General features: G+C 57.7%; 20 protein-coding genes and 5 pseudogenes. 13 read left to right on the top strand and 12 right to left on the bottom strand.

Translation table 11 applies throughout. The features are described from left to right. Positions 1-119 precede the first annotated feature (119 nt). On the bottom strand, positions 120-944 hold the full coding sequence (locus tag ACR9ZQ_RS41195; RefSeq protein ID WP_481430867.1) for an IclR family transcriptional regulator: 825 nt from the start codon (positions 942-944) through the stop codon (positions 120-122). Positions 945-1288: 344 nt separating this feature from the next. Here ACR9ZQ_RS41195 and ACR9ZQ_RS41200 point away from each other — a divergent pair. The 3 genes and pseudogenes from ACR9ZQ_RS41200 to ACR9ZQ_RS41210 all read left to right on the top strand — a co-directional run. Continuing rightward, positions 1289-1621, top strand: a pseudogene (locus tag ACR9ZQ_RS41200) (PfkB family carbohydrate kinase); the annotation flags it as partial. A 190-nt stretch (positions 1622-1811) separates the two neighbouring features. Beyond that, complete coding sequence (locus ACR9ZQ_RS41205; RefSeq protein ID WP_481431015.1) at positions 1812-2162, top strand: PfkB family carbohydrate kinase; 351 nt, start codon at positions 1812-1814, stop codon at positions 2160-2162. Between the two features lie 75 nt (positions 2163-2237). Then, the gene (locus ACR9ZQ_RS41210) at positions 2238-2813 is read left to right on the top strand and encodes a LysE family translocator (RefSeq protein WP_481430868.1); all 576 of its coding nucleotides are present in this window, start codon (positions 2238-2240) and stop codon (positions 2811-2813) included. A 940-nt stretch (positions 2814-3753) separates the two neighbouring features. Here ACR9ZQ_RS41210 and ACR9ZQ_RS41215 read toward each other — a convergent pair. From ACR9ZQ_RS41215 to ACR9ZQ_RS41225, 3 genes are all read right to left on the bottom strand, one after another. Next, positions 3754-4659 carry a GMC oxidoreductase gene (locus ACR9ZQ_RS41215; RefSeq protein WP_481430869.1) on the bottom strand — a complete coding sequence of 302 codons (906 nt, stop codon included), beginning with the start codon at positions 4657-4659 and terminating at the stop codon, positions 3754-3756. Further along, positions 4659-5549 carry an NAD(P)-binding protein gene (locus ACR9ZQ_RS41220; protein ID WP_481430870.1) on the bottom strand — a complete coding sequence of 297 codons (891 nt, stop codon included), beginning with the start codon at positions 5547-5549 and terminating at the stop codon, positions 4659-4661. Before ACR9ZQ_RS41220 ends, ACR9ZQ_RS41215 begins: the two co-directional genes overlap by 1 nt. A gap of 293 nt (positions 5550-5842) precedes the next feature. Next, positions 5843-6655 carry a zinc metalloprotease gene (locus tag ACR9ZQ_RS41225; protein WP_310380766.1) on the bottom strand — a complete coding sequence of 271 codons (813 nt, stop codon included), beginning with the start codon at positions 6653-6655 and terminating at the stop codon, positions 5843-5845. Positions 6656-6936: 281 nt separating this feature from the next. Between ACR9ZQ_RS41225 and ACR9ZQ_RS41230 the strand changes: the two are divergent. From ACR9ZQ_RS41230 to ACR9ZQ_RS41240, 3 genes and pseudogenes are all read left to right on the top strand, one after another. Further along, a pseudogene (locus tag ACR9ZQ_RS41230) lies at positions 6937-7182 on the top strand (S8 family serine peptidase); the annotation flags it as partial. A gap of 131 nt (positions 7183-7313) precedes the next feature. Beyond that, positions 7314-8906: a tyrosinase family protein gene (locus tag ACR9ZQ_RS41235; protein ID WP_481430871.1), complete on the top strand. Its 1593-nt coding sequence runs from the start codon at positions 7314-7316 to the stop codon at positions 8904-8906. Position 8907: 1 nt separating this feature from the next. Further along, complete coding sequence (locus ACR9ZQ_RS41240; protein ID WP_481430872.1) at positions 8908-9639, top strand: copper chaperone; 732 nt, start codon at positions 8908-8910, stop codon at positions 9637-9639. A 123-nt stretch (positions 9640-9762) separates the two neighbouring features. Here ACR9ZQ_RS41240 and ACR9ZQ_RS41245 read toward each other — a convergent pair whose 3' ends face one another. After that, the gene (locus ACR9ZQ_RS41245; RefSeq protein WP_481430873.1) at positions 9763-10014 is read right to left on the bottom strand and encodes a flagellin; all 252 of its coding nucleotides are present in this window, start codon (positions 10012-10014) and stop codon (positions 9763-9765) included. Between the two features lie 430 nt (positions 10015-10444). Here ACR9ZQ_RS41245 and ACR9ZQ_RS41250 point away from each other — a divergent pair, with 430 nt between their 5' ends. The 3 genes and pseudogenes from ACR9ZQ_RS41250 to ACR9ZQ_RS41260 form a co-directional block, all read left to right on the top strand. Further along, positions 10445-11851 (top strand): NfeD family protein, encoded by a 1407-nt coding sequence (locus tag ACR9ZQ_RS41250; RefSeq protein WP_481430874.1) that lies wholly within the window; start codon positions 10445-10447, stop codon positions 11849-11851. Further along, on the top strand, positions 11848-12621 hold the full coding sequence (locus tag ACR9ZQ_RS41255) for a slipin family protein (RefSeq protein ID WP_481430875.1): 774 nt from the start codon (positions 11848-11850) through the stop codon (positions 12619-12621). The genes ACR9ZQ_RS41250 and ACR9ZQ_RS41255 overlap by 4 nt, the downstream gene beginning before the upstream one ends. 3 nt (positions 12622-12624) lie before the next feature. Then, positions 12625-12837 (top strand): annotated as a pseudogene (locus ACR9ZQ_RS41260) (8-amino-7-oxononanoate synthase); the annotation flags it as partial. A gap of 85 nt (positions 12838-12922) precedes the next feature. On the opposite strand, the gene ACR9ZQ_RS41265 reads toward ACR9ZQ_RS41260, so the two are convergent. From ACR9ZQ_RS41265 to ACR9ZQ_RS41280, 4 genes are all read right to left on the bottom strand, one after another. Then, positions 12923-13492, bottom strand: a complete 570-nt coding sequence (locus ACR9ZQ_RS41265) for a nucleoside 2-deoxyribosyltransferase (protein WP_310380871.1) — start codon at positions 13490-13492, stop codon at positions 12923-12925. 162 nt (positions 13493-13654) lie between these two features. Then, positions 13655-14164, bottom strand: coding sequence for a hypothetical protein (locus tag ACR9ZQ_RS41270; protein ID WP_481430876.1), 510 nt, complete (start codon positions 14162-14164; stop codon positions 13655-13657). A gap of 609 nt (positions 14165-14773) precedes the next feature. Continuing rightward, on the bottom strand, positions 14774-15460 hold the full coding sequence (locus ACR9ZQ_RS41275; RefSeq protein ID WP_310380879.1) for a glycosyltransferase: 687 nt from the start codon (positions 15458-15460) through the stop codon (positions 14774-14776). Positions 15461-15495: 35 nt separating this feature from the next. Beyond that, positions 15496-17238 (bottom strand): glycosyltransferase family 8 protein, encoded by a 1743-nt coding sequence (locus ACR9ZQ_RS41280; protein ID WP_481430877.1) that lies wholly within the window; start codon positions 17236-17238, stop codon positions 15496-15498. 339 nt (positions 17239-17577) lie between these two features. Between ACR9ZQ_RS41280 and ACR9ZQ_RS41285 the strand changes: the two are divergent. From ACR9ZQ_RS41285 to ACR9ZQ_RS41300, 4 genes and pseudogenes are all read left to right on the top strand, one after another. Beyond that, positions 17578-17994 (top strand): annotated as a pseudogene (locus tag ACR9ZQ_RS41285) (IS3 family transposase); the annotation flags it as partial. Positions 17995-18378: 384 nt separating this feature from the next. After that, positions 18379-18690: a helix-turn-helix domain-containing protein gene (locus tag ACR9ZQ_RS41290; protein ID WP_481430878.1), complete on the top strand. Its 312-nt coding sequence runs from the start codon at positions 18379-18381 to the stop codon at positions 18688-18690. After that, positions 18683-18943, top strand: a pseudogene (locus tag ACR9ZQ_RS41295) (type II toxin-antitoxin system HipA family toxin); the annotation flags it as partial. The gene ACR9ZQ_RS41290 and the pseudogene ACR9ZQ_RS41295, both read left to right, overlap by 8 nt. Then, positions 18942-19091 (top strand): hypothetical protein, encoded by a 150-nt coding sequence (locus ACR9ZQ_RS41300; RefSeq protein ID WP_481430879.1) that lies wholly within the window; start codon positions 18942-18944, stop codon positions 19089-19091. The pseudogene ACR9ZQ_RS41295 and the gene ACR9ZQ_RS41300, both read left to right, overlap by 2 nt. Before the next feature lie 254 nt (positions 19092-19345). Here ACR9ZQ_RS41300 and ACR9ZQ_RS41305 read toward each other — a convergent pair whose 3' ends face one another. Genes ACR9ZQ_RS41305 through ACR9ZQ_RS41315 form a run of 3 tightly spaced genes read right to left on the bottom strand, consistent with a single transcriptional unit; the run spans position 19346 to position 22408 of the window. Then, positions 19346-20092, bottom strand: a complete 747-nt coding sequence (locus ACR9ZQ_RS41305) for a ribonuclease activity regulator RraA (RefSeq protein ID WP_481430880.1) — start codon at positions 20090-20092, stop codon at positions 19346-19348. A gap of 21 nt (positions 20093-20113) precedes the next feature. Then, positions 20114-21277, bottom strand: coding sequence for a mandelate racemase/muconate lactonizing enzyme family protein (locus ACR9ZQ_RS41310; protein ID WP_481430881.1), 1164 nt, complete (start codon positions 21275-21277; stop codon positions 20114-20116). Positions 21278-21310: 33 nt separating this feature from the next. Further along, positions 21311-22408: an ABC transporter ATP-binding protein gene (locus tag ACR9ZQ_RS41315; RefSeq protein WP_310382168.1), complete on the bottom strand. Its 1098-nt coding sequence runs from the start codon at positions 22406-22408 to the stop codon at positions 21311-21313.

The raw sequence follows: 22408 nt of genomic DNA on the forward strand, positions 1-22408 counted from the left end.
TGGGAGGCGCGCAGAACCGCCTCCGTGATGGCACATGATGAGGGCTGCAATGCCGGAGCCCGGCGATCCTTGCAGATCCAGCCGGCCTTGATCATGCTTCAAAGTAACTGTAGACGCAGCTACCGCACTGCGCCGGTTGCAACGATCAGTGGCGTCATGGTTCGCTGACGAACTCGCAGAGGCCAGATATCGCTCAGCTCGTCCGCAGCCTTCTTGAGGGAACGAACCAAGTCGGGCCAACGATCTTCGGTTATGCGCATAAGCGGTCCTGCAACGGAGATCGTTCCAGCGACTGGCGCTTCAGCATCAGAACTCGTTCGAAAGGGAACCGCAACTGCTGCGGTACCAGCTTCACCTTCCTCGACAGAGGTTGCAAAGCCTCGCTCCCTGGTTTGATTCAGTCGCACTCTGAGTTCATCGATTGACCGTGCAGAATTGGGACCAAGTTTCCGTTTGGCCGTAAAACCGCGAGAATAGACAATCTCCAGTGCGCGTTCTTCAGGCAAGGTAGAAAGCCACGCCTTGCCATTCGCCGTTGCGTGAAGGACGATCTCTTGTCCCATGTCCGGATCATATCGAAGGCCGGTTGTCGCACCTTGCGCACGTGCCACCCATACCAAATCCTGGCCTTCCAGGATCGCTAAACGGCAGTATTCCTGTGTTTCCGCAGCCAGCCTATTCAGGACAGATTGGACCACGTCGGGGACGTTCCGGGCATCAAGATTCCGGAAGGCCAAGGCGCTCAACCGAAGAGAAAGGGCATAGTTTTGGCTTGCGGCGTCCTGGGTAACCCAACCGTGGTTAATCAGCGTAGTCAAAAGGCGATGGACCGCACTCGCTGGCATATCAAGACGTCCAGCGAGGTCGGACAACTCGATTGATCCTGCTTCTCCAGCCAACTCTTCCAAGAGCGTCAGGCATCGTGATACGGCTGCGACGGTCAAACCTTAATCTCCTTTTAGCGAAGCCTATAAGGTTTGTTTCCAATATGGAATAGGCTTCCATAAACGATCCCCGTTTCTTGTCGCTGCCGTCAAGTGTCGGTTTGTTGGTCTGGGGCATGCGCTCGCCAGAAACGTTCGGATTTGCTTCTTTGAGCTTGATGAAAATAGAAATGGATTCTAAAAGAAAAAGTAATTCTGATTATGTGCGATGCGCTTGAGAGTGAGAACTGATGGGAATGTCTCGGTGATGTTCACTTCGATTACCAACGACGATCACATCCATCGCGCATGGCTAAGGTACCATTTTGGCGCCGCCGGCGAGCAGCAAGCTAGGGGTTGGTAGTATGATCGTCACGTTCGGATCCATCAATGTTGACCTCATCTACCTGGTCAACGAGATACCTCAAGCGGGTCAGACTGTCTTAACACGCGGATCGCGAACGGAGGCTGGAGGGAAGGGGGCTAACCAAGCGCTGGCAGCTGCGCGGGATGGCGCAAATGTCGTCATGGCGGGGTCGGTGGGTGACGACGCCATGGCCCCTATCGCCCTTCAGAATTTGGAAAGCGAGGTCGATATCAGCCGCGTGGTCCGATCGAAGGAGCCTACCGGCTCCGCCGCAATAATCATCGATGCCGATGGCCGCAATATGATCGCAGTCGCAGCAGGCGCCAACCTGGTAGCCCGATCCACCGGCGTTGAAGATGAGCTGCTTCGTAACGCAAGTTACGTCCTAATGCAGATGGAGAACGACGCTGTTCAGATTGAAAATCTAATCAGACGGGTTTCCAATCATCCCGCAAAATCGATTCTCAACCTCGCGCCGCCCTACCGGTTGGATCGCGACCTTCTCTCTCGTCGACATCGTAATCGTCAACGAAGACGAGGCCGAAGCTCTTTCCGGTTGGCTTGGTTGCGAGCCGAGCGCGAGATCGTTGTCCGTGGCTCTCAACACCGGGGTCTTACGCACCATGGGAGGAGAGGGAGCCGAAGCGTTCATCAATGGCGAGAAAGTAACGGTCCCGGCGCTTCGCGTTGATGCTGTGGATACGACCGCAGCTGGTGATTGTTTTGTAGGCGTCCTCGCGTCGGCTCTCGATCGAGGCCTCTCGCTCGACGCGGCGATGCGACGAGCCGCAAAGGCCGCTGCGATTGCCTGCTCGCGTCCGGGAAGCCAGTCGAGCATTCCTCACAACGACGAGACAGATAGTTGGACCTGAGAAAAGCCAAGGGCAAGCACCTGCGTGTACCCCATCGAAATTGACTCAAGACACTACCACTACGGGCGACCTGTAATGAGCTATCCAGCATTTATCCCGGCGGTGTTCATTCTCCTACTAAGCCCCGGCCCGACCAATACATTGATGGGGTTGGCATCGGCACGCAACAGTTTTTGGGTCGTTCCGAGACTGCTCCCCGCCGAATTGCTCGGTTACCTCACTATGATCTTGCCCCTTACGTGGCTTGGGGGAGAGCTGATCGCGCGTTGGCCGGAAACAGCTCTGGTGTTGAAGGCCGCAGCGGCGATTTGGGTTATGTATGTCGCAATAAAGCTTTGGGTGGCGGGAAACAAAGATGTATCGGACCGCAGCGTGACCGCTCGACGCATATATGTGACGACGACGCTCAACCCCAAGGCCCTTGTATTCGGACTTGCTCTTCTACCTCCGCCGAGCGCGTCGGACTTCTTGCCAAAGCTTATCATTTTCGTTGCCTTGGCAAGCATCGTTGCCGTGATTTGGGGTTTGATCGGCAGGTTGACGCAGGTCGGTGTGCGAAGCCATTGGCGGCTGATGATACTTCAGCGGACCGCGTCCGTGTGGCTAGCTATCGTGTCCTGCACGGTTGTCGCGGGGCTGTTTCAAGCCTAGGACCTTTTACCGATCGGTTTGGCCCCGCGTCCGAGTACCTTGCAATAGTGACGCGGCGAGTTCGAACTCTTCAGCCGAAGTTCAGGATACCTAGTCTACTCGAGGTGCCTTGGTGACACAAACATTCAACGCAAACGATTATCCGGGCCATACGAACTACTATGCGGGGATCATGTCTCGATCGAATACATGAAACCTTGGGAGACGGTTTAACACGTGACATTTGGTTGGGTGCTGCGGCAACACGCTAACAACAGTTCCAAAAATCAACGTTATGCCACGAAGTCGAAATAGCGGGTCGAGTGTTCTAGGCCCTTCAAGGCGACCATATCCCTGATTGCTTAGACGGATATCAGGCGTAAAGGGCGGCGGGGCACAATTTCGAGAAAAACTGCTCCAGGTTTTTTTGCGAGGCACTACCAATCTCGGCGGTCTCCTCAGGCTCATCCTGTCGGCCCAGAAACGCGATGATCTGCGACAGGTGTTTCGCCTCTCAAGATGAAGGACTTGTCTCGCGAGCAGCGAGGTAAATTATCTTTCAAGAAGCCACGCATTCTTCAATTGCTAAGGCGTCCCGAAGTAAACGTTCACGTCCATGTCGTGCTGTGTGCCTGGCACTCGATAGGGGCAAGCCGACTACGGATCGAGCGGGAAGGGGAAATGGTAACCGGCTGCCCGTCACCTGCCGGATTGTCGACTTCAAGCGCAACGCGCAGACGATGTCGCACAGCATGCTTGCCGATATCCTGTTGAGGCCCTTTCGTATTCCTGGATCTGTTGAAACGAAACACCGACGCGTGCGCCGAGATGACCCTCGGATATGCGCACTGGCACGCGATGGAGGCGGATCTTCCTGCCGACCGCCCTATCCATTGGATGAGGTTCCTCCGTCATGCACTGATACCCGCAAAGCTACCTGAACTTCCTCGTTGCGCACATCTCAGTCAGCCGCGGCCAGTATCGCAGCCAAGCGCATCGCCAATGCCGCCAGTGTCAGGCTCGGATTCGCCGCAGGAGAAGCGGGGAACACGGAATTGTCGCAGGCGTAGAGATTGTCGTAGCCCTCGAATTTCAGGTCGGCATCGACGACGCCGGTCCCGTTGCCGGACATCCTCAATGTCCCAACCTCGTGAGCGACCCCGCCGAGGTCTGCAAACTGCAAAGCCAGGCTGTTTTCGCCGAGAACGGGTTGCGCCCCGATGGTCGCGAATAGCTGGGCGGCGAGGGCATCTTGTTCGGCGAGATCTGCAGCGGTCGGCATGCTGCGTTTGAACTCCAATCCCACCGGGTCTGCGGGATTGCCCGTCACTGTGATGGCGTTGTTTTCGTTCAACTTCGAATAGCTCATGAAAACGAGTTCGCAGAGCATCCAGTCGGCGCGTGCTGCGCGTTCGCGGGCCAAGTCTTCAGGGTCGATATACCGACCTTGGTTGAAGTCGCTTCCGAGTTCCACCACGATGTCGAATGCGTGAGAACCGTCCGCCGCCATCGGGTGCCGCAATATCACCTTGGCGGAATCGATCGCACTGGACTGCGGGGCGCCTGGAGGAAGCGTGAAATGGCGATAGCGGATCGTGTGATCCGTGATGCCCTTTCCAATCTTACCAGATGGGTCGATGAGGCCGCTCTGGAGCGCAATCTTGGCAGACTCGATTGTGCCTGCCGCCAGAACCACTTTCTTGGCTTCGAACGTGCGCGCCTTTTGGCCCAGCAGATCCCAGCCTTCCACTCCGACGACGCGTCGCTGAGCAGCGGGATCTTTCACAACCCGCCATACTGCGAAATTGAGATTGACGGTTGGCTTGGCTTGCGCCACGGCAAGACCGTCCAAAAGGCGATCTTCCATCAGCAGGTCGGCCGTGGAGAAGAAGCCTGCCGGAATGGACCACAGCGGGTGGCGCCTCGATACTGCACGGCCATGGAAGCGTCTTCTGCGACATAGCTCGGTAGCGTGTTCTGCAGAAACCCTCTGGTGGCGGTCTGGTAGTTCGAGGGGGCGGGCGGCACGACATTCATCACCCTCTCTGCGGCCGGATATCCAGGCCCGAGCAGATAGTCTCCGACCGTCGCCGGCCAAGCCGCCAGCTCATAGCCTACCTGGCGCGGAATTAATCCGCCCCAAAAAACGGAGCGACCTCCGAGATTAAACGCTTGCGCGCCGGCAAACTCCGATCCTGGTCCGTTGACAAAGTTCTTGACCTTGAAGTCCGGCCAAAGCGACCAGACATGCTTGTCGAATTGCCCGATCCTCAATCGCCGCGGCAGGTTTCCGATATGGGTCGGAAACAGAAATGAACCTGCTTCCAGGACCAATACGTCCGCGCCTTCTTCGGCCAATCGTGAAGCGAGCAGCCCGCCGCCCATTCCCGACCCCACGACGATTACGTCGTATTCATGATTGGGATCAAGGTTGCGGACGAAGAAACGTTGCGCGACGAGCCCGTTTTCCGTGACCAGGGCTTCAACGGGCTGAAAGGCGACTTGCGGTGCCACGTAGTCATGCACACCAGCCAGATCAGCTCGCGGGAGAAAAAGATTCTGCCCGAGCATCCAGCGCGCCGGCGTCAGTACGAACTTGAATTCGACCCCGTTCGGGAACGCAGCCTCGTCAAGGTCGAAGGTCCATGCGCCGTTCTTGAAAACGCCACCTCGTTCCAAGTTCCAGTTTGGCGCCCAGCGGAGGGTAACGGTTTGTCCAGGAGCGTATTGCTCGGTGACGAACCGGATCGTGAACATGGACTGCTCCTATGGCTATGCGTGCATTTCGGATCCTGAATTCTGAGGATGAGCAGGGCTGCGCTTACATCAGCCCCAGCTGCTTTTTCGCTTTCTCGATCTTTTCCTGAACGATCTTTTGCATGACCGGACCGCAATAAGGGGGCTTATCGGTAAAGCTGATCCTCTCGATCCAGATATGGTCGATAGCGACGCCGTTGGGCTGACCTTTCGCTTCGCGAGTTAGCGCCTGGGTGCGTAGACATGCAAATCACCGGCATCGACGATGGTCTGATCAGCACTCCGACAGTCGCCTAGATGATTGTCCGAGCCGCCAATGAGAACTGAGGCGGCATCTGCGGTTTCTGTCGAAAATGACTGAACGGCTGCATTAAGCGGATCGGCGTACCGTTTATCTCAGTCAGGGAGCCGCTCCAGGCTTGTTGATAAAGGCGTGCGAGATCATCGATATCGGTGGTTGTCAGGACACTCTGAGGCCCATAATTCATAATGGAGAGAGGATCATGGGTGCCGAAGATTTCGCTCGCGGAGCCCGTTTCTGACACTTTCGCAAAGAAATGGCGCAGTCCGAACACGTGACCGAGCTCGTGCGCGAGGGTCTCGATTTGCTCTTTGCGCACTTGCTCGAACATTTTCGGAAAGAGTACGAGCTCGTGTTGTCCGGCATCCGGGAAGAAGGCGCGCGCCAAGGTGCAGCCTAAGGAGCTACAATTATCCTGTGACTTGACGACGAACTCGAAATCCCAAGGTTCGGAAGTTTCTGAGAATTTGATCGGAACCGCCTTTCCCCATTTGATCAGCGTCTCACCAAACAGCGTCCGTAGATAAGATTTGACTGCGTCGGGATCAGCGAACTGTCTTAGAGACGCCTCCTGAAACCTCCAATTCAAGGTCACATTGCTGTCCCACAGCGGGATGAATCCGTTGGTGGCGTCGACAACGATTTCGGTGATCGACCGGTTGTCGGGCAAGGCAAATCCCACGCCATCAGTCTCGCAGCACGCGCCACCGTGATAGACGTGGGTGACTTCTTTCAAGACGGACTTAAGTTGCGTGTCTGACTTCAGTGTGAATATGTCAGCGCTGCCCTTCTTTTTGACGACCATTTTGGCCTCCCCCTGCCAGTGCTCGTATTCCTTCGAGCCACTTTTCCCACGCATGTGGCGCGGTTTTATCCTGCTGTGAAATACAAGTTCAGCGTGCATGATAGCAAATCAATATCAAAATTAAAGTATAAAATTGAACCGTTGCCGAACAGATTTTGAATGCCCATGAAATATAGTAGAAACGCCCTAAAGTTTTCAGCTTCAATCGATTTTACCCGATTGGAATTCCTGCATCATTCGTAAAAAGGTCTCGGCGTCGGTAAGGCTTCCGCGTCGCCCCGGGGGTGACACTGAGGAGTTACCGGGTCTTTCGCCACACTGGGGGCGGGGCAACCAATTACGACATCATGAACGCCATGGACCGGGCGGTGCAGGACGGCTGCCATATCATCAATCTTAGCCTCGGTGGCGCAAGCGAGGATGAAGCCGTTCGCACGGCAATCGGCAGGGCGCTCGACAACCGCGTGCTGGTGATTGCCGCCGTCGGCAATGACCTCGCGGCCACGGCCCGGCATTCGGTTTTCTGAGCGTTCCAGTGCGCGTTATTATAGAATATCTGAGTGGATTGCGATTTAACATTGTAATGCCGTATCCCGCATGTATAATCCAAGCACATCCTAAAACTCTACCAGAATAATGCCTATCGGGGGAGGTCATGATGTTTGTTCGCAAAGATATTTGGAAGCTACCAAGTGGCGATCAAACGTTACTTTGGTATGGCCGTGCTGTCGAGCGTCTTCAGGGACTGCCATTTTCCGATGTCACGAGCTGGTGGTCGCTTGCCGCCATGCACGGCATCGACGAACCGATCTGGCGCGGTTTCAACATCATCCCCGCTGGCGCAACTTTGCCGGCCGGCCCGGCGCAGACAGCGCTTTGGCGGCAGTGCCAGCATCTGACCTGGTATTTCCTTCCCTGGCACAGAGGTTATCTGCTTGCCTTCGAGCGTATCATCCGCAACGCCATTATCGACCTGGGTGGCCCGAAGGATTGGGCGCTCCCCTACTGGAATTATTCGGCCGATGCGCGCAGTCGCGAATTGCCGCCCGCCTTCGCGACGGACAAGCTTGTCGGCGGTCAGCGCAACTTCCTCTTTGTGGCGCAGCGTTACGGTACGGGGCAAGTACCCCAGGTGCAATCGCCAATCGTGCTCGACCCCCGCGCCGTTACCATCACCGACCCGCTCGCCGAACGGTTTTTCGAAGGCTCGGCCGGTGGCGGTTCGCCAGGCTTCGGGGGCGTCAAGACGCCCTTCTGGCATGGCGACGAAAGCAATGACGGCACCTTCGGCGTGCTCGAAACCCAACCCCACGGCCCCGTCCATGTTCTCGTCGGCGGCGGCTTCAAGGGCAACGGCCTCAGTCAGGATCCCCTGGAAATCGGCTGGATGACCAACCCCGACACCGCCGCCCTCGATCCCATCTTCTGGCTGCATCATGCCAATATCGACCGCCTTTGGAATGTCTGGTTGCGCCAGAAGCGCCGTCCGAACGACAGTGCGGATGTGTTTGCCAATCCGACTGACCCGGACTGGCTCGATGGGCCACAGGATCGAGAATTTGCGATGCCTGCCGTCGATGGCACGATCTATAATTTCAAGGCGCAGGACGTCCTCGATACACAATCGCCGTCGCTCAACTATATCTATGATGACGAGCCGGCCGGCGAGGACCTGACGAGCGTGGTGGCCGCTCGCCTCCAGCGGCTCGGAGCAACGCCGCAGGTCGCATTCCAGGTTGCAGGAGCTGTGTCAATGGCGCCACCGAAACAGGCAGAGCTCCTCGGAGCCAATAGCGGGACGATCAAACTTGGCGATGACGTCGTCGAGACAAAAGTGCGGCTTGACAAGGACCAGCAGCAGCGGCTGTCCACCACCTTGTCGATCTCGCCCAGCGTCCAGAAGGAACCGGACAAGGTCTATCTCAACCTTGAGAACGTCAAAAGTCCGACCGACGCCGCGGTGTTTTACGTCTATGTCAACTTGCCCGGCGATGCCGATCCATCCGACGATACCGAGCATCTGGCCGGCACCCTGTCGATGTTCGGTGTCAGCAAGGCAAGCAAGCGGGAAGGGCCGACCGGCGGCAGCGGCATCAATGCCTCCTTCGACATCACCAGGATCATCGATGCCACTTTTGCCCAAGAGGGACTGGCAGAGGAGATTTCGGTCAAACTCGTCTCGGCCGTGCCGGGGGTGACAAGCGAAGGAATTTCCATCGGGCGTATCAGCGTCTACCGACAGGAGCAGTAAGGTGCGGCCCGTCGTCGTCGTTTGGTGTCTCATCACACGACTTCCCAAGCCGCTTCTCCTCGCCACGCTGTTCGGCTGGATGGTGATGACGGGCAAAGAGGTTTTGCCGGCCATGCCTAAACTCTGCTTTTCCTCGTCCTCGGTGGCAGGCCGCCTGACGACCCAGGTCGATGTCACCCTCGCAGACAAAGGTTTGTTTTTGACGGCGTTGGCCTGGGTCGCGATGATCCTGGCAATGATGCCGCCTCTGCTCGCCGGGCCATTGCTGCATGTCTGGCGACGCAGTTTCAGCCGCCGCAGGCCAAGAGCTGTCGGTGCGTTTGTCGTGGCCTATCTCCTCGTCTGGATTGCAGCCGGGACCATACTCGTTCCTGCCGCCATCGTGCTGAATGCCTGGAGCCAGACCGTCGCATTGGCACCAATCCTGCCCGCGCTGCTGATCGCCTTCGTCTGGCAGGTGACGCCGAGCAAGCAATGGTTCCTGAACGCCTGCCATGGTAGGCCGCCTCTTGCGGCCTACGGCAAGCGGGCCGACCTCGACGTGTTTCGGTTTGGTGTGGCCCGCGGACTGTCATGCGCGGCGACCTGCTGGGCCTTCATGCTGGTGGTCCTCGTCTCCAGCGGCATCGTTCACTGGGCTGTCATGGCCGCCACGATGATCCTTGCTCTTCTCGAGCGAAAACGCGGCCCCCAGCCTGCAACATGGTTCAACGGGGTCCGGCTGTCGGTCTGAACCGGGTGTCGAGGAGGTTTTCCATGATATTGGGCATTCCCGCCTATGACCATGTCGACCTCCTTGATGTCACGGCGACGCTCCCCACCACTTTCGCACGCCGCGATGGTGCCCCACACGAGCCTATCGACCTGAATAAAGCTGCAAGATTGTGCCAGGGGTCGTGTTTGCAATCTGAAGCGCCTGGACGGCAAGCTGCTGCTGGGTCTGTTGTGCTGCTAGCCTGGGAGATTCTTCCTCCATGTCCGCATCCACCAGACGGCCGATCCCGGATGTCATGCTGGCTTGCAGGTGGCTTACGAAATCCGACTGCATGTCGAGCCGCTTGTTGAGAGAGCCAAGGACACTGCCGCTCGCCGTTGACCGGTGCAGCATGCCGCCGGCGCCGGCCTGATGGGTGGTGCCGTGGTTTTTGGCATGTGACCAAACGATAATTCTGGCAGGAAAACACAGTGGAAAAGGACGTGGACGAACGGCTCTCTCGACATGTCGGCTACGACGGAACTTGCCAACAATGATTAAGGACTTCCAGCAGGTTTGACATCGAGCGAAGCGGGTCCCTTAACGGGATGTAGGTTCAAATCTTTTCCGGACTCAAGGAAGGCCGGATAGCAAAGATCTTTCTCATGAGTGGGTTCACATTGGCCGCAAAGCCTCGCAACACAAACGCCACAAGTGTGTTCAAGTGCAATACCAGTTACTGGCAACCGATCGCCTTCAGATTTGACATACGCTTTGGGATCGCCGTGGCTGGTGAAGAAACTTCTGCCTTATCTTTTGGTAAATCTGGCGTATATTTGAGTGTATGAATATTGATCGGGTGACCGTGCGGCCCCGGAGGTATTGCCGAGAGGCAATCCGTATTTTCGCTTTGGCATTGATCTGGGGTTCAGCATTCCTGTTTTCCGTCGCCACGACAGCGGGCTCGGAACGCGTCGCTTTACTGCTGCGATTGAATGGCGCCGTCAGCCCGGCGTCCGCCGACTATGTGATACGCGGCATCCAGCTTGCCAACGATCGTAAAGTGACGTTGGTCGTCCTGCAGATGGATACGCCCGGCGGTCTCGATACGTCGATGCGGGACATCGTTCGGGCAATCCTTGCCTCGTCTGTGCCGGTCGCGAGCTACGTGGCTCCGAGCGGCGCCCGCGCGGCCAGTGCCGGCACTTACATCCTCTATGCCAGTCATATCGCCGCCATGGCGCCGGGTACCAATCTGGGCGCCGCAACACCCATCGCTCTCGGTGGGAGTGGACAAGAAAACGGCCAGAACGGCGACAGCAAGGAGCGACAGTCGCCCAACGCTGCAGAGGCAAAGGCAGTGAACGACGCTGCTGCCTATCTTCGGGGGTTGGCCGAGTTGCGTAATCGCAACGCCGACTGGGCGGAAAAGGCGGTACGCGACGCAGCCAGCCTCTCATCGACTGCGGCCGAACGCGAAAAAGTCATCGATTTCGTCGCGTTCAGCGTCGACGAGTTGATGGCGAAAGCCAACGGTCGCACGGTACGGGCAGGAGGAACGGACATCCGGCTTGATACGACGGGCCTCGCTGTCCAGAGCATCGAGCCTGACTGGAGAACGCGCCTGCTTTCGGTCATCGCCGACCCGAATGTCGCACTCATTCTGATGGTTATCGGCATTTACGGCCTGATATTCGAGTTTCTCACGCCCGGAGCGGTTATCCCGGGAACAGTCGGCGGCATATGCCTGCTGCTCGGTCTCTACGCCTTGGCAATGCTACCGGTCAGCTATGCCGGCATCGGCCTCATCGTGCTTGCGGTTGCTCTCTTTGTCGCGGAGGCGCATGCACCGACATTCGGCGTCCTCGGCCTTAGCGGTGCGGTCGCCCTCATCCTGGGCGCAACCATTCTCTTCGATACGGATGTGCCCGATCTGGAAGTGAGCCGGCAGGTCATGGTTGGTATCGGTGTTTCAGCCCTCGCCTTCAGCCTCATTGTCGTTCGCCTTGCATTCGGCGCGCGCCGGCGTGCCGTGGTGACCGGTTCGGAGCAGATGATCGGCATTTCAGGGAAAGTCTCCAGTTGGACGGGCACGACCGGCTACATTGTCGCGCATGGAGAGCGCTGGAGCGCCGCCTCCGCCGAACCGCTCACGGACGGAGACGACGTGACGGTCATTGCCAGAAATGGGCTAACCCTCGAGGTCACCCGTGATCCCCGCAAGAAAGAAAGCAAGGAGGAGCGCACATGACCATGATTGGAGGTTTCATCTTCTATATCGTCGCAGTCGTCCTGCTGCTGATCGTCCTGGCGAACGCGATCAAAATCTTGCGCGAGTATCAGCGGGCCGTCGTCTTTACACTTGGTCGATTTACCGGCGTTAAAGGCCCCGGATTGATCCTACTTGTTCCCTACGTACAGCAAATGGTTCGGGTCGACCTGCGCACGCGCGTGCTCGACGTCCCCAGCCAGGACGTCATCTCCCGTGACAACGTTTCGGTTCGAGTAAGCGCGGTGATTTACTTCAGGGTCATCGATCCGGAGAAGTCAGTGATTCAGGTCGAGGATTTCATGGCAGCCACGAGCCAGCTTGCCCAAACGACGTTGCGCTCGGTGCTCGGCAAGCACGATCTCGACGAGATGCTCGCGGAGCGCGACAGGCTCAACGAAGATATCCAGAGAATGCTCGACGCCCAAACAGACGCGTGGGGCATCAAAGTGGCCAATGTTGAGATCAAGCATGTCGACATCAACGAGTTGATGATCCGTGCGATTGCCAGGCAAGCTGAGGCAGAACGCGAGCGACGTGCGAAAATCATAAATGCCGAGGGCGAGCAGCAGGCCGCGGCAAAGCTGGTGGAAGCGGCTGAAATGCTGGCCAGGCAACCGTTGTCAATGCAGCTGCGCTACTTGAGCACGCTGAACGTTATTGCCGGGGAAAACAGTTCGACGATCATATTCCCGTTCCCCATGGAACTCATTCATCTCCTGAACGGCAAGGCAGACAGACCAACTGAATGAGCACATGAGGTGCACGAAGCGGAGCGGCTGCGTTTTTCGGGATTGAAAGGGCTCTATTTCGGCAGCGGATTTGCGGCCAATGTCGCGCCCTTCTCGTCGCTGCCGCAACGCGACGATCTGATCGTCCATGATGTGCTGATCCATCCCAGCGCCCGTGACGTCATCTCGGCCAGCAAGGCGAAGGCGGCTGCCCTACCGCACAACGACGTCTACGCTGATTACCTTGATAACGACGCTGCGCATGCAGAGAACCCGAAAGGTTTACCCTAAGCCAATCCATCAAGTGCCGGGATTGAGCACTTTAGCGCAGCTTCTCAACGGCGACGGCAAGACACGTCCTGAACGCGGCAAGGTCCGTATAGAGCGCATCCCGCGCTGCGTCTCCGATGATGAGGACGCCACCGCGTCGCTCAATCCCGGCGTGCAGCATGAGATTGTCGGCCAGGCCGAAATCCTCGATCGCAATCCCGTTCGGGTCACGTAGTCGACCTTCCGCATCATACGCGACGGCCCCGCCATAAAGATCGCTCACTCGGCCGCTGTGATCGCGTGCCACATTCGTGTAAGCGAATACAGGCTTACCGCTTGCGCACATGAAGCCGAGTTCGAAGGCCGTCCCGGTATCGGCGGCAATGCCACGAAAGGGCGTCAGATTGGCGATGATTGCGTCAGCCTGGATCATCATCTTCTCGTCCACCGCGTTTATCGCTGCGGCCCGCTCGCGCTTCGAGTTCGTGTGCGGGATTTCCAGATCGCCGGGTGAGAGCGGGAGAAGTCCGGCCTCACGGGCAAGTGCTGCCTTGCGGTCGAGGATCTCACGGGCGTTGGGAAGGAAGACCTCCGGGCCAGCGAGATAAACTTTTCTTGTCATAAAATTGCACCTAAAAGTGATGGGCTCGGCAACTGATACCTTCTCGCTGTACAGCGAAGAAGGATCACAATCCAGTGGGCGAAAACTGCCCACCGGCGCGGCGCGTATTAGCGCGTACAAATCGCGCTCCGGCGCTGCGGCCGGAAATGTCGGGACGGGACTTCAGCGCCCCGAACCAATCCCATTCCCCCATAACGTCGATGACATCCTCAAAGGTGGAGGGCATGCGCGACTTCGCGCTGATTGTGATGATACTTCGCCTTCAAGCTTCCATGTGATCTCCGCCGGATGGTCCCGCCGGAGCGCGCACCCCTCTGCCGCGTCGAGGCGCCTTCTATCCAGCTCAAATTTTGAAACGAACGTCGGGCGCTGACCGATCCGCTGGCCAACTCGGCTTGGGTAACCTTCGCGGCTTTTCAGTCGGCACCAGCCGACGCTGAGACGTTGAGCCGCTATTGAGGCGAGAACCGACAAGATAGTTGACAGTAAAAGAATACCGGATGTTGCAAACAGCGAGCCTGTCGCGCCTGGGTCGTGCACAATTCCAGCAACATGACTGATGAGAGAGGCAAATGCTGCTGCCATCGCGATTACGGTTGCCGCACTAAGGAAGATAAAGACGGCTACCAAGCCATCCAGCACAACTTCAACAAAGGGGTTTCCATCGTTCACGATAGAACCTCCAGGCCCGTTGCGTTACATGTCGCAACGCATCCTCCGCGAAAAAATTGCAAGCTGCAACCCTGCATCGTCAGGCTGGTGTGGTACGGCCGATGCATCATCAAAGGTGTTTCGGCGCGTCTCCAAATTTCGCGCGCAACGCAGCAATGGCTTCGGTACCTGAAGTATGGTGCGTCCTCCTATCGCCGTCATCGACCGTGAAGTTTCTTCAGCTTGTCGTAATGATCCTCGGCCGCTCGGAAAGCTTCACGCGGTCTCAGCCCAGCCTTGCTGCGGCATGGCTCTGTGCCGGACCTCGAACGCAAATCCGCCCTACAGCGCCACCAGTTACTTTTGCCGCTAGTCGTAATGTCGAGCTGAATTCGAGCGACGATTTCCCGGCCGTCTTAGCCCGCTAAATCCTGTTTGCCTTTTCCAGGCCAGGTTTCACGCCATGGGTATTTCAGACGAAAGTCGGAGGACATTCCGTTAGGCAGGCCGCTGGAGAGAACACGGTATTGGATAAAACCTGGGGCAAGGTCACCAGGCCTGCTCGCCCCGAAGTTACTCCGTTTTTCGAGACTGGCCTTCGGTAAGCGCCCCATCCGCCCTGCATGCCGGTCAGCCACGCTGCTGGACGTGTAGCATGCGCTCGCGTGTCGCGAACCATTCCTCGGCGTAATCGTCGCTCCTGTATTCGTCGAAATAGGGTCCGCCATCTGTGAAATGCACGATCTTCGCGTCATCGCGCTTGTCATATTCGTTGACAAGATAGTTCCAGGTGATCGGTAGCTCGCCGATCAGATCGTCACCGTCGAGCCACTTGAACTGGTGCAACTGCAGCCCGGTTGCGGTGTTGACATAATCGGGCGTGAGCGCCCTGCATTTCGTATTGTTGAAGAGGATCAGGCTCGACCAATTCTTCTTTTCGTATTTCGTCTGCACCTGGCCGAGAAACTTCGTTTCGATCTTCGGCTGGTAATCGTGCTTCACGCACATGACGGAATAGCGCTCATCGCGCAGCGCCCAGAGTTCGGCAATATCCGTCCGCGCAAGCATGTCGCAATCCATGAACAGGCTCCATCCCTCATACCGACTGAGATAGGGCGTCAGGAAGCGCGAGAAGGAGAACTCGGTCGACTGCAGGGCGTTGCGTTCACGCGTAAACGTGCTCTCGATATTGTGCAGGTAGATCGGCGTGATTCTCACTGGCACGCTCGATTTTTCCAGAATGCTTTGCGACAGCACGTGATGGGCGACAACTTCCTTTGAATCAAAACCAACATAGATGTTGACGATATCGGCCATATCAATTTCTCCTTGGGACGAATTATGTGTTGCCTTCAGGAAGCTTGCTTCTTTGGGCGGTCGAGCGCGCGCTGCTTGCGGGTTTTTGGCCGCGCCTTGCGGAAGGCCTGATCGAGCGCGCGTTGCCATTTGGTTAGTGACATCAGGCCGTCGATGAGGGTCAGCGCGTGATCGAGCCGCGTGGAGAGTGCATCGTTGATCGCCGCCTGGATCTCCTCGCTTTTCGCATCCGGAAAATGCCGGGTCAGAAGATCGAAGCGTGGCGGCCTGGCATGTTCGGCGCTGGTGATGACACCTCTTCGCGCCAGAAGCCTGAAATAGATCCGCTCGAATGTCCAGTCATGAACGTCGAAGACCTTCCAGCGCGCGCTCCGTTTCCCGGAAAATCCGGCGAGCACAATCTTCGGTGTCAGCTGAAGCTCCCGCATCCACGCAACCAGCGCAAAGCCGCTCGTCGGGATCTTGTCCGGCGGGTAGTGCTCCGCCATCAGCGTCTCGAGATCGCTGTACATCACTATCGCACCGTTGAATGCGCCGACGGGGCTGAAGCGCTCTTCTGGTGCCGTACGGATATTCAGAACGCCGAGAAACTTGTCGGAAGTGAAGAATTTCAGGACCTCGTCCACCTCCCGCCGATGGACGATATTGGCGCCCATCATGCCGCTGCGCGCCACAAGAATGGCATACCCGGGGAAACTGTCGTCGAGAACCTTGTAGACTTTGTTGAAGAAGACGAACAACGCATTGCCGGGAAGCTCCGTCCGCATCCGCTGCGGATCAAGCGCCTCGCTATTGGCGACCAGAACAATGTGCGAATAGCGATTGAAGAATGCGCGCCACGCATCGGCGCCCTGTGTGTGAAAGACGTGGCTTCCGGAATTTTCGGATCCGGGGTTCCTTTCGGCCCTAGGGACCCCACTCGCGGCAAAATGTGCCTTCAGTTGCTGGGAGCGGTTTATCGCGCCGACGCGCTTGCCGAGCGCCAGGAGATAGTCGGCAGCCTTTCGGAAGCCGCTGCGCTGGCTGACAAATCCCGACCACGGCGTTTTCGAAAGCATGTTTGAATAGACCTCGGCATAGACCGACTGCCCAGCCTGCACCGAAAAATGCCACGGCTTGCGACGTCCGGTGAAATGCAGGAGCACAGCATCACGGATATACGGCATGATCCCGGTCTGGACATTCCACCGGTTGTCCAGCCGTTGCCACGTCCCGCGAAAGACAATATTGAGAATATCCTGGTCGTTGGAGGCAAAGCATTGCCCTGATCTGAGCAGCGAACGTGCCATCTCGAAAAAGCCGCCGGCTCGGATGGCGGCGCAATCCATGAGAAAGACGCCGGCATTGAAATATCCCGCCCCCGGGTCGAGGCCGAGTTCCCGCTCCAGCCGTCCGATCTTGTCGGGGAAGGCAATGAGGTAGTCGTCAGCCGCACCGATCGCCTTGCCGTTGAGATCGACATCGAAGAGTGGATCGACATTGCCGACGGCCAATATATCCGCATCAAGGTAAAGAACGCGCTCCAGCTCCTCGCCCATCAGCTTGTCGAGATAGAGGCGCGCAAGCGTCGACTTGTGCCAGCGGCCTTCCGTCTCGGGCGTATCGGTGGGAAAGGTGAAGTCGATGATGTCGATATCGATGCCGTTGACGGCGTTGAAGGTCGCAACCCGCGCTTTCTGGTCCTCAGGCAAATCGATGCCGACAATGATCAGCTTGATATCATGCTTTTGACTGTTGCGTTCGACAGATAGAAGCGCGCAGCAGGCTGCCGGAAGCATTCGCGCATCCGTGAACACGTATATGGCCTTGCTGCGTATGTGAACCGACATCCCAATCACCTGAGATATGCAGTATTGAACGACGCCAAAAGCCTTACCGAGATTGGATATTCAATAAAAGTTCTGGAAAAGCCAGATATATTTTTCGTATTCACGATAAAATATTTGCGCAAAGAGATTTTTGTCAATGCCATCAAGGTTTTCTACCTTTTGGCATTCTCCGCAGTGTCACCGACAACCGGCCGGGTGAGGAACGTACGGCCCGCGTGAGCGCAGGCGTCACTGGGGAATCATCCGAGCTGGCGACGAGATACTAAGGAGCATATTGGTTGTTGGCGTGCTGTAGTTCATGTCTGCGAGAAGCATGGTGTGAGCCAGCGTCGGGCGTGCGAGGTTTTGTCCATTGATCGGTCGAGCGTGCGCTACCGCAGCATCCGGCCCGATGACGGTCATATCCGTGAAGCTATGAAGATGGTGGCGTCAGAGCGCCGTCGTTTCGGCTATCGGCGCATTCACGTCATGCTGGATCGGCAGGGGATCGTCATGAGCCTGAAGAAGCTCTGGCGTCTCTATCGGGAAGAGAAGCTGACCGTGCGCAAACGTGGCGGTCGCAAGCGTGCCTTGGGAACGCGACGGCCTTTGGCATTGCCATCGCGTCCCAATGAGTGCTGGAGCCTCGACTTCGTCAGCGACGCTTTCACGGATGGTCGTCGCTTTCGGGTCCTGGCTGTCGTTGACGACTTCACCCGCCAATGCGCTGGTCGCCGTCGCCTCGGCGCGGCTACGGGGAAGGAAAGTGGGTGACATACCCGCGCTCGTGCTTTGCTTGATGACGTTTCGCGACAGTGTTGCGGCCTGTTCCGGCGACCGTGGTAGGAAGGTCGGCGAAATGACATTGCCGCCGTTGATAAGAGATGCGGCCGCAGCCGCCGCCTGCAGCGGGGTCGTCGCGACGCCGTGGGCGAGATTTACGGTCGTGGCGCTCGCGCCGGCAATCGCATGACTGCCACAATAAATGATACATAAATGGATCATACTCGCTGATATGATCCCTATTGGTATCTTCTTTCTCGACGATCTCGGTGATCTAGGATATTTATACGTATCATCGCGAAGAAAATGATCTGTTTAGGTGTTACGATGAAGCCGGCATCAGAGGCTCTTCTGGAAATAGGTCAGCTGTTGAAGGCAGCCCGCAAAGGCCTGGGGCTCACTCAAGAACAGGTCGCCGACATGGCGGGCATATCGCGTCCGCGGTATCGCGAAATCGAGACTGGAAGCAGCGCGGCCCGCACGACAACCCTGATCAACATTGCTCGTGCGCTTGGTCTCGAACTGATGCTCATTCCGCAGGCAATGGTTCCGGCGGTCGGTGCTCTATTGCAGCCGCATGATGACGACGATGATTTACCTGCCTTCTTAGCCAGCTCTGACGGTGACGCCGATGCCTGAGGCTTCTATCGATCCAAGATCCATCTCATCGCTTGAGGTGTTGCTGAACGATCTGAAAGTCGGAACGATTGTCAGAACACCTGGCGACTTCAACGCGTTCAGCTTCGAGGAAAGTTATCGCTCGACAGGCGGCTTTCCTGTGCTCAGTCTCTCTTTCCGAGCGGCAACCGGAGGGTTGCGCAAGGATCCCAAGCCGGTAGCCAGAGCTTTGGAAGGCCTTCGCCAATCGAGCACGCCTGCCGGAAGCTGCCGTGCTTAAAATGGTGACCGAAACCGTTGAACGCGTCAACCAGTTTTGGTGGTCGCTGCCAGAGCGTGAGGTCGTTCCTCAAAAGGTGCTCGAGCGGATTGATGCGCACGTGAAGCTCATGACACCGATCCTCGGCACCTGTGCCGATTGACATGGCCATCATGTCATACGATTCAGGAAACATCGCCGACCGATATCACCCCCCGCGCCAATTCACCTGTCGCTTCTTTACCTTTTTTCACAGGGCATCGTCGACGATCCTGAGCGACGGGACTTCCTGGGCGATATGTATCATGACCTGAAGAGGCGGCAGGAAATCTGGGTGGCGAAACTCGAACTCCGTGCTTTTTGTGTAGACGCCGGCGATACTCCAGGAAGTTCTCCGCCGCCTAGGTAATCCATTGGCTAAGTTGTTCCCAGCCGGTTTGTTTTGCGCCACTCTTCGTACTCTGCGCGGGCATCGTCATGCAGCGGATAGTAGCGCTGCAACGACCCGCCTCCCATAAGCTTCACTCGCGAGAACTCCTCCCAATCGTGATGCTTTTGCAATTCTTCGATTACCTTCGAGGCCATTGCGACTGGAAGCACCACCACCCCGTCATCGTCGGCGACGATGATGTCTCCGGGGATTACCGTGACACCGCCGCAGGCAATCGGAACGTTGACGGCGTTTGGATAGATGCCAGTCTGCACATGATAGTTGGGCGTCCAGCCGCGCAGCCATAAAGGTAGATCTAGCTTGTCGACATTAGGCCGATCGCGCATGCAGCCATCGATCACGATGCCAGCGCCGCCTCTTCCTTTGAAATAGGTCGACATCATGTCGCCGAAGACGCCCGAACTCATGTCGCCGCGCGCGTCGACCACGACCACATCGCCCTCCTGCGCGTGATAAAGCACATGGCGGTGCAACTGCGTCTCCGGATCTGCATATTCTCCCTCGGTGAAGAGGTCCGGCCGCTGTGGCAGGAATTGAAGCGTCAGGGCCGGCCCGACGATCGATTTTCCACGATTCTGCGCCACGGGACCGACCATGTGCGGATTGCGGAAGCCCATGTGGCCAAGCGTGCCGGAAACCGTCGCGGCGCCGATTTCCTTCAGTGCGTCGATCAGCTCTTTGGGCGGTCGCGTAATGTCGGGCGTGTGCGTCATTTTAGGCTCCGGTGAATGAAACTACCAGTTTGTGACAGAACCGTCGCGGCGCTTCAGGTGAGGCGCTTCCCAGAAACGAAAGCTCTCCGCCTTGACCGCCTCTTCGTTGACCTCGACGCCGAGCCCCGGCAGATCGCTGACCGGATAGTCGGGGCCGTCTAGCCGTGGTTGCACGGGGAAGAAGTCGGAATTATCGAAGCCCAGCTTTGCTTCGGGCGCCCTGGTCTCGAGCCAAGCGAAATTCGCGACCGCGGCGGCGAGATGGATGGTCGCGGCCGTGCAGACTGGGCCGAGGGGATTGTGCGGCATCAGGTCCACATAGTGCGCCTCGCTCCAGCCCGCGACCTTCATCGCTTCAGTAAGCCCGCCCACATTGCAAACATCGACCCGGTTGAACTGATGGATGCCCCGCTCGATATAGGGCAAGAACTGCCACTTGCTGGCAAATTCCTCGCCGATGGCGAACGGGATGTCGGTCATCGTGCGCAGGGATTGGTAAGCCTCCGGCGTTTCGTCTCGTATCGGCTCCTCGAGGAAATCAAGCACGCCACGGTCGAGCTTGTTGCAGAAGCTCGCCGCCTCTGCCACCGACAGCCGATGATGATAGTCGATGCCGAGGACGACGTCGTCGTCCAGCGCTTCACGCGCCTTGTTCAGCATTCGTGCGGTAGGCCCGATCGACTCCCGCGGCTCAAAGATATCCCTGCTGTTTTGCCCGATGGGGAAGAAGCGGATCGCTTGCCACCCTTGGGCGCGTAGTTCGCGGGCCCGTTCGATGGCAACATCGCCCTCGGCCTCGTCACCGGTCGAGGCGAAGGTCGGAATGCGGTCGCGCTGCTTGCCGCCCAACAGATCGTAGGCCGGCACCCCCAGCGCCTTGCCCTTGATGTCGTGAAGGGCAATGTCGATGGCCGAAATCGCCGCCTGCAGAACCCGCCCACTTTCGAAATATTGGCTGCGATAAACTTCTTGCCAGATCCGACCAATCTGCATCGGGTCGCGGCCGATGAGAAATTCGCGATAGTGCTCGATCGCGCCGGTCACGGCCTTCTCGCGCCCGCTCAGGCCGCTCTCGCCCCAGCCGAAGATGCCATCGTCGGTCTCGACCTTGACCAGCATCTGATTGCGCGTTCCTACCCATACTGGATAGGGCTTGATCGCCGTGATCTTAAGCTTCGCAGTCATCCACGCCCTCGTTTCACACGCACCCGCCCGGTCTTAGTTGGCCTTGAGCGCCATTTCTGTTTCGCCGTCGAAAAGATGCATCCGCTCCTGATCGAACTCGAGCCAAATTTGTTCGTCGGGCGCCACCGCAATGGTCGGCGGCACGCTGACGTTGACGATGGCGCCGGACAGGAACGCCTGCACGAAAGTGACGTCTCCGGTCGGCTCCACCGTGTAGGCCTTGGCAGGGACGCTTCCAGGTATCGCACTCTTATGCAGCCTGATCGTCGAGTGTCGTGCGCCGAGCACGACTTTCTTGGTTGTTGCCCTCGAGACCTTCTGAGCGTTTTCCGGCGAGAGTTCGAGGCGCCAGCCCTCCGCGCTCGTCAACACAGTGTTGCCGTTTGCCGTTGATGCCTCCAGCGGAACAAGGCTCATCGCCGGGCTGCCGACGAAGCTGGCGACGAACATGTTCACAGGATGGGCAAAGACCTGCGCCGGTGTATCGTATTGCTGCAAGTAGCCGCCGTTCATCACCGCCATCCTGTCGGCCATGGTTACCGCTTCGAGCTGGTCGTGCGTCACGTAGATGATCGTCGCGTTGAGGTCCTGGTGGAAACGCTTGATCTCGGAGCGCATCTGCACGCGCAGCTTTGCGTCGAGGTTGGAGAGTGGTTCATCCATCAGGAATACCGCCGGATCGCGAACGAGGGCGCGGCCCAGCGCCACGCGCTGCTGTTGCCCGCCCGAAAGTTCGCGCGGCTTGCGCTCGAGCAGTTGCGTCATGTCGAGCACGCGCGCTGCTTCCTTGACCTTCTTGTCGATCTCGTCCCTTGGCAGTTTGCGCATCTGCAGCGGGAACGCCAGATTTTTGTAGACCGATTTCTGCGGGTAGAGCGCGTAGTTCTGGAACACCATTGCGATGTCCCGGTCCTTGGGGTCGAGGTCGTTGACCACCCTGTCGCCGATGACGATATCGCCAGATGTGATGGGGATGAGCCCCGCCACAAGATTGAGCGTGGTTGTCTTGCCGCAGCCTGAGGGGCCGACGAGTGCAACGAATTCGCCGTCGTTGACCGTCAGCGAAACATTGTTGACAGCTTTGAAGCTGCCATAGGTCTTGACCAGATCTTTGAGGACCACGTGGGCCAC

The organism is Rhizobium sp. KNZ14-9A (assembly GCF_056755015.1).

What these genes read in the sequence shown, in the direction of transcription:
- ACR9ZQ_RS41210 (WP_481430868.1), top strand. Translation starts at nt 2,238, where the DNA reads ATGAGCTATCCAGCATTTATCCCGGCGGTGTTCATTCTCCTACTAAGC.
- ACR9ZQ_RS41215 (WP_481430869.1), bottom strand. Translation starts at nt 4,659, where the DNA reads ATGGAAGATCGCCTTTTGGACGGTCTTGCCGTGGCGCAAGCCAAGCCA.
- ACR9ZQ_RS41220 (WP_481430870.1), bottom strand. Translation starts at nt 5,549, where the DNA reads ATGTTCACGATCCGGTTCGTCACCGAGCAATACGCTCCTGGACAAACC.
- ACR9ZQ_RS41225 (WP_310380766.1), bottom strand. Translation starts at nt 6,655, where the DNA reads ATGGTCGTCAAAAAGAAGGGCAGCGCTGACATATTCACACTGAAGTCA.
- ACR9ZQ_RS41235 (WP_481430871.1), top strand. Translation starts at nt 7,314, where the DNA reads ATGTTTGTTCGCAAAGATATTTGGAAGCTACCAAGTGGCGATCAAACG.
- ACR9ZQ_RS41245 (WP_481430873.1), bottom strand. Translation starts at nt 10,014, where the DNA reads ATGCTGCACCGGTCAACGGCGAGCGGCAGTGTCCTTGGCTCTCTCAAC.
- ACR9ZQ_RS41250 (WP_481430874.1), top strand. Translation starts at nt 10,445, where the DNA reads ATGAATATTGATCGGGTGACCGTGCGGCCCCGGAGGTATTGCCGAGAG.
- ACR9ZQ_RS41255 (WP_481430875.1), top strand. Translation starts at nt 11,848, where the DNA reads ATGACCATGATTGGAGGTTTCATCTTCTATATCGTCGCAGTCGTCCTG.
- ACR9ZQ_RS41265 (WP_310380871.1), bottom strand. Translation starts at nt 13,492, where the DNA reads ATGACAAGAAAAGTTTATCTCGCTGGCCCGGAGGTCTTCCTTCCCAAC.
- ACR9ZQ_RS41275 (WP_310380879.1), bottom strand. Translation starts at nt 15,460, where the DNA reads ATGGCCGATATCGTCAACATCTATGTTGGTTTTGATTCAAAGGAAGTT.
- ACR9ZQ_RS41280 (WP_481430877.1), bottom strand. Translation starts at nt 17,238, where the DNA reads ATGCTTCCGGCAGCCTGCTGCGCGCTTCTATCTGTCGAACGCAACAGT.
- ACR9ZQ_RS41290 (WP_481430878.1), top strand. Translation starts at nt 18,379, where the DNA reads ATGAAGCCGGCATCAGAGGCTCTTCTGGAAATAGGTCAGCTGTTGAAG.
- ACR9ZQ_RS41305 (WP_481430880.1), bottom strand. Translation starts at nt 20,092, where the DNA reads ATGACGCACACGCCCGACATTACGCGACCGCCCAAAGAGCTGATCGAC.
- ACR9ZQ_RS41310 (WP_481430881.1), bottom strand. Translation starts at nt 21,277, where the DNA reads ATGACTGCGAAGCTTAAGATCACGGCGATCAAGCCCTATCCAGTATGG.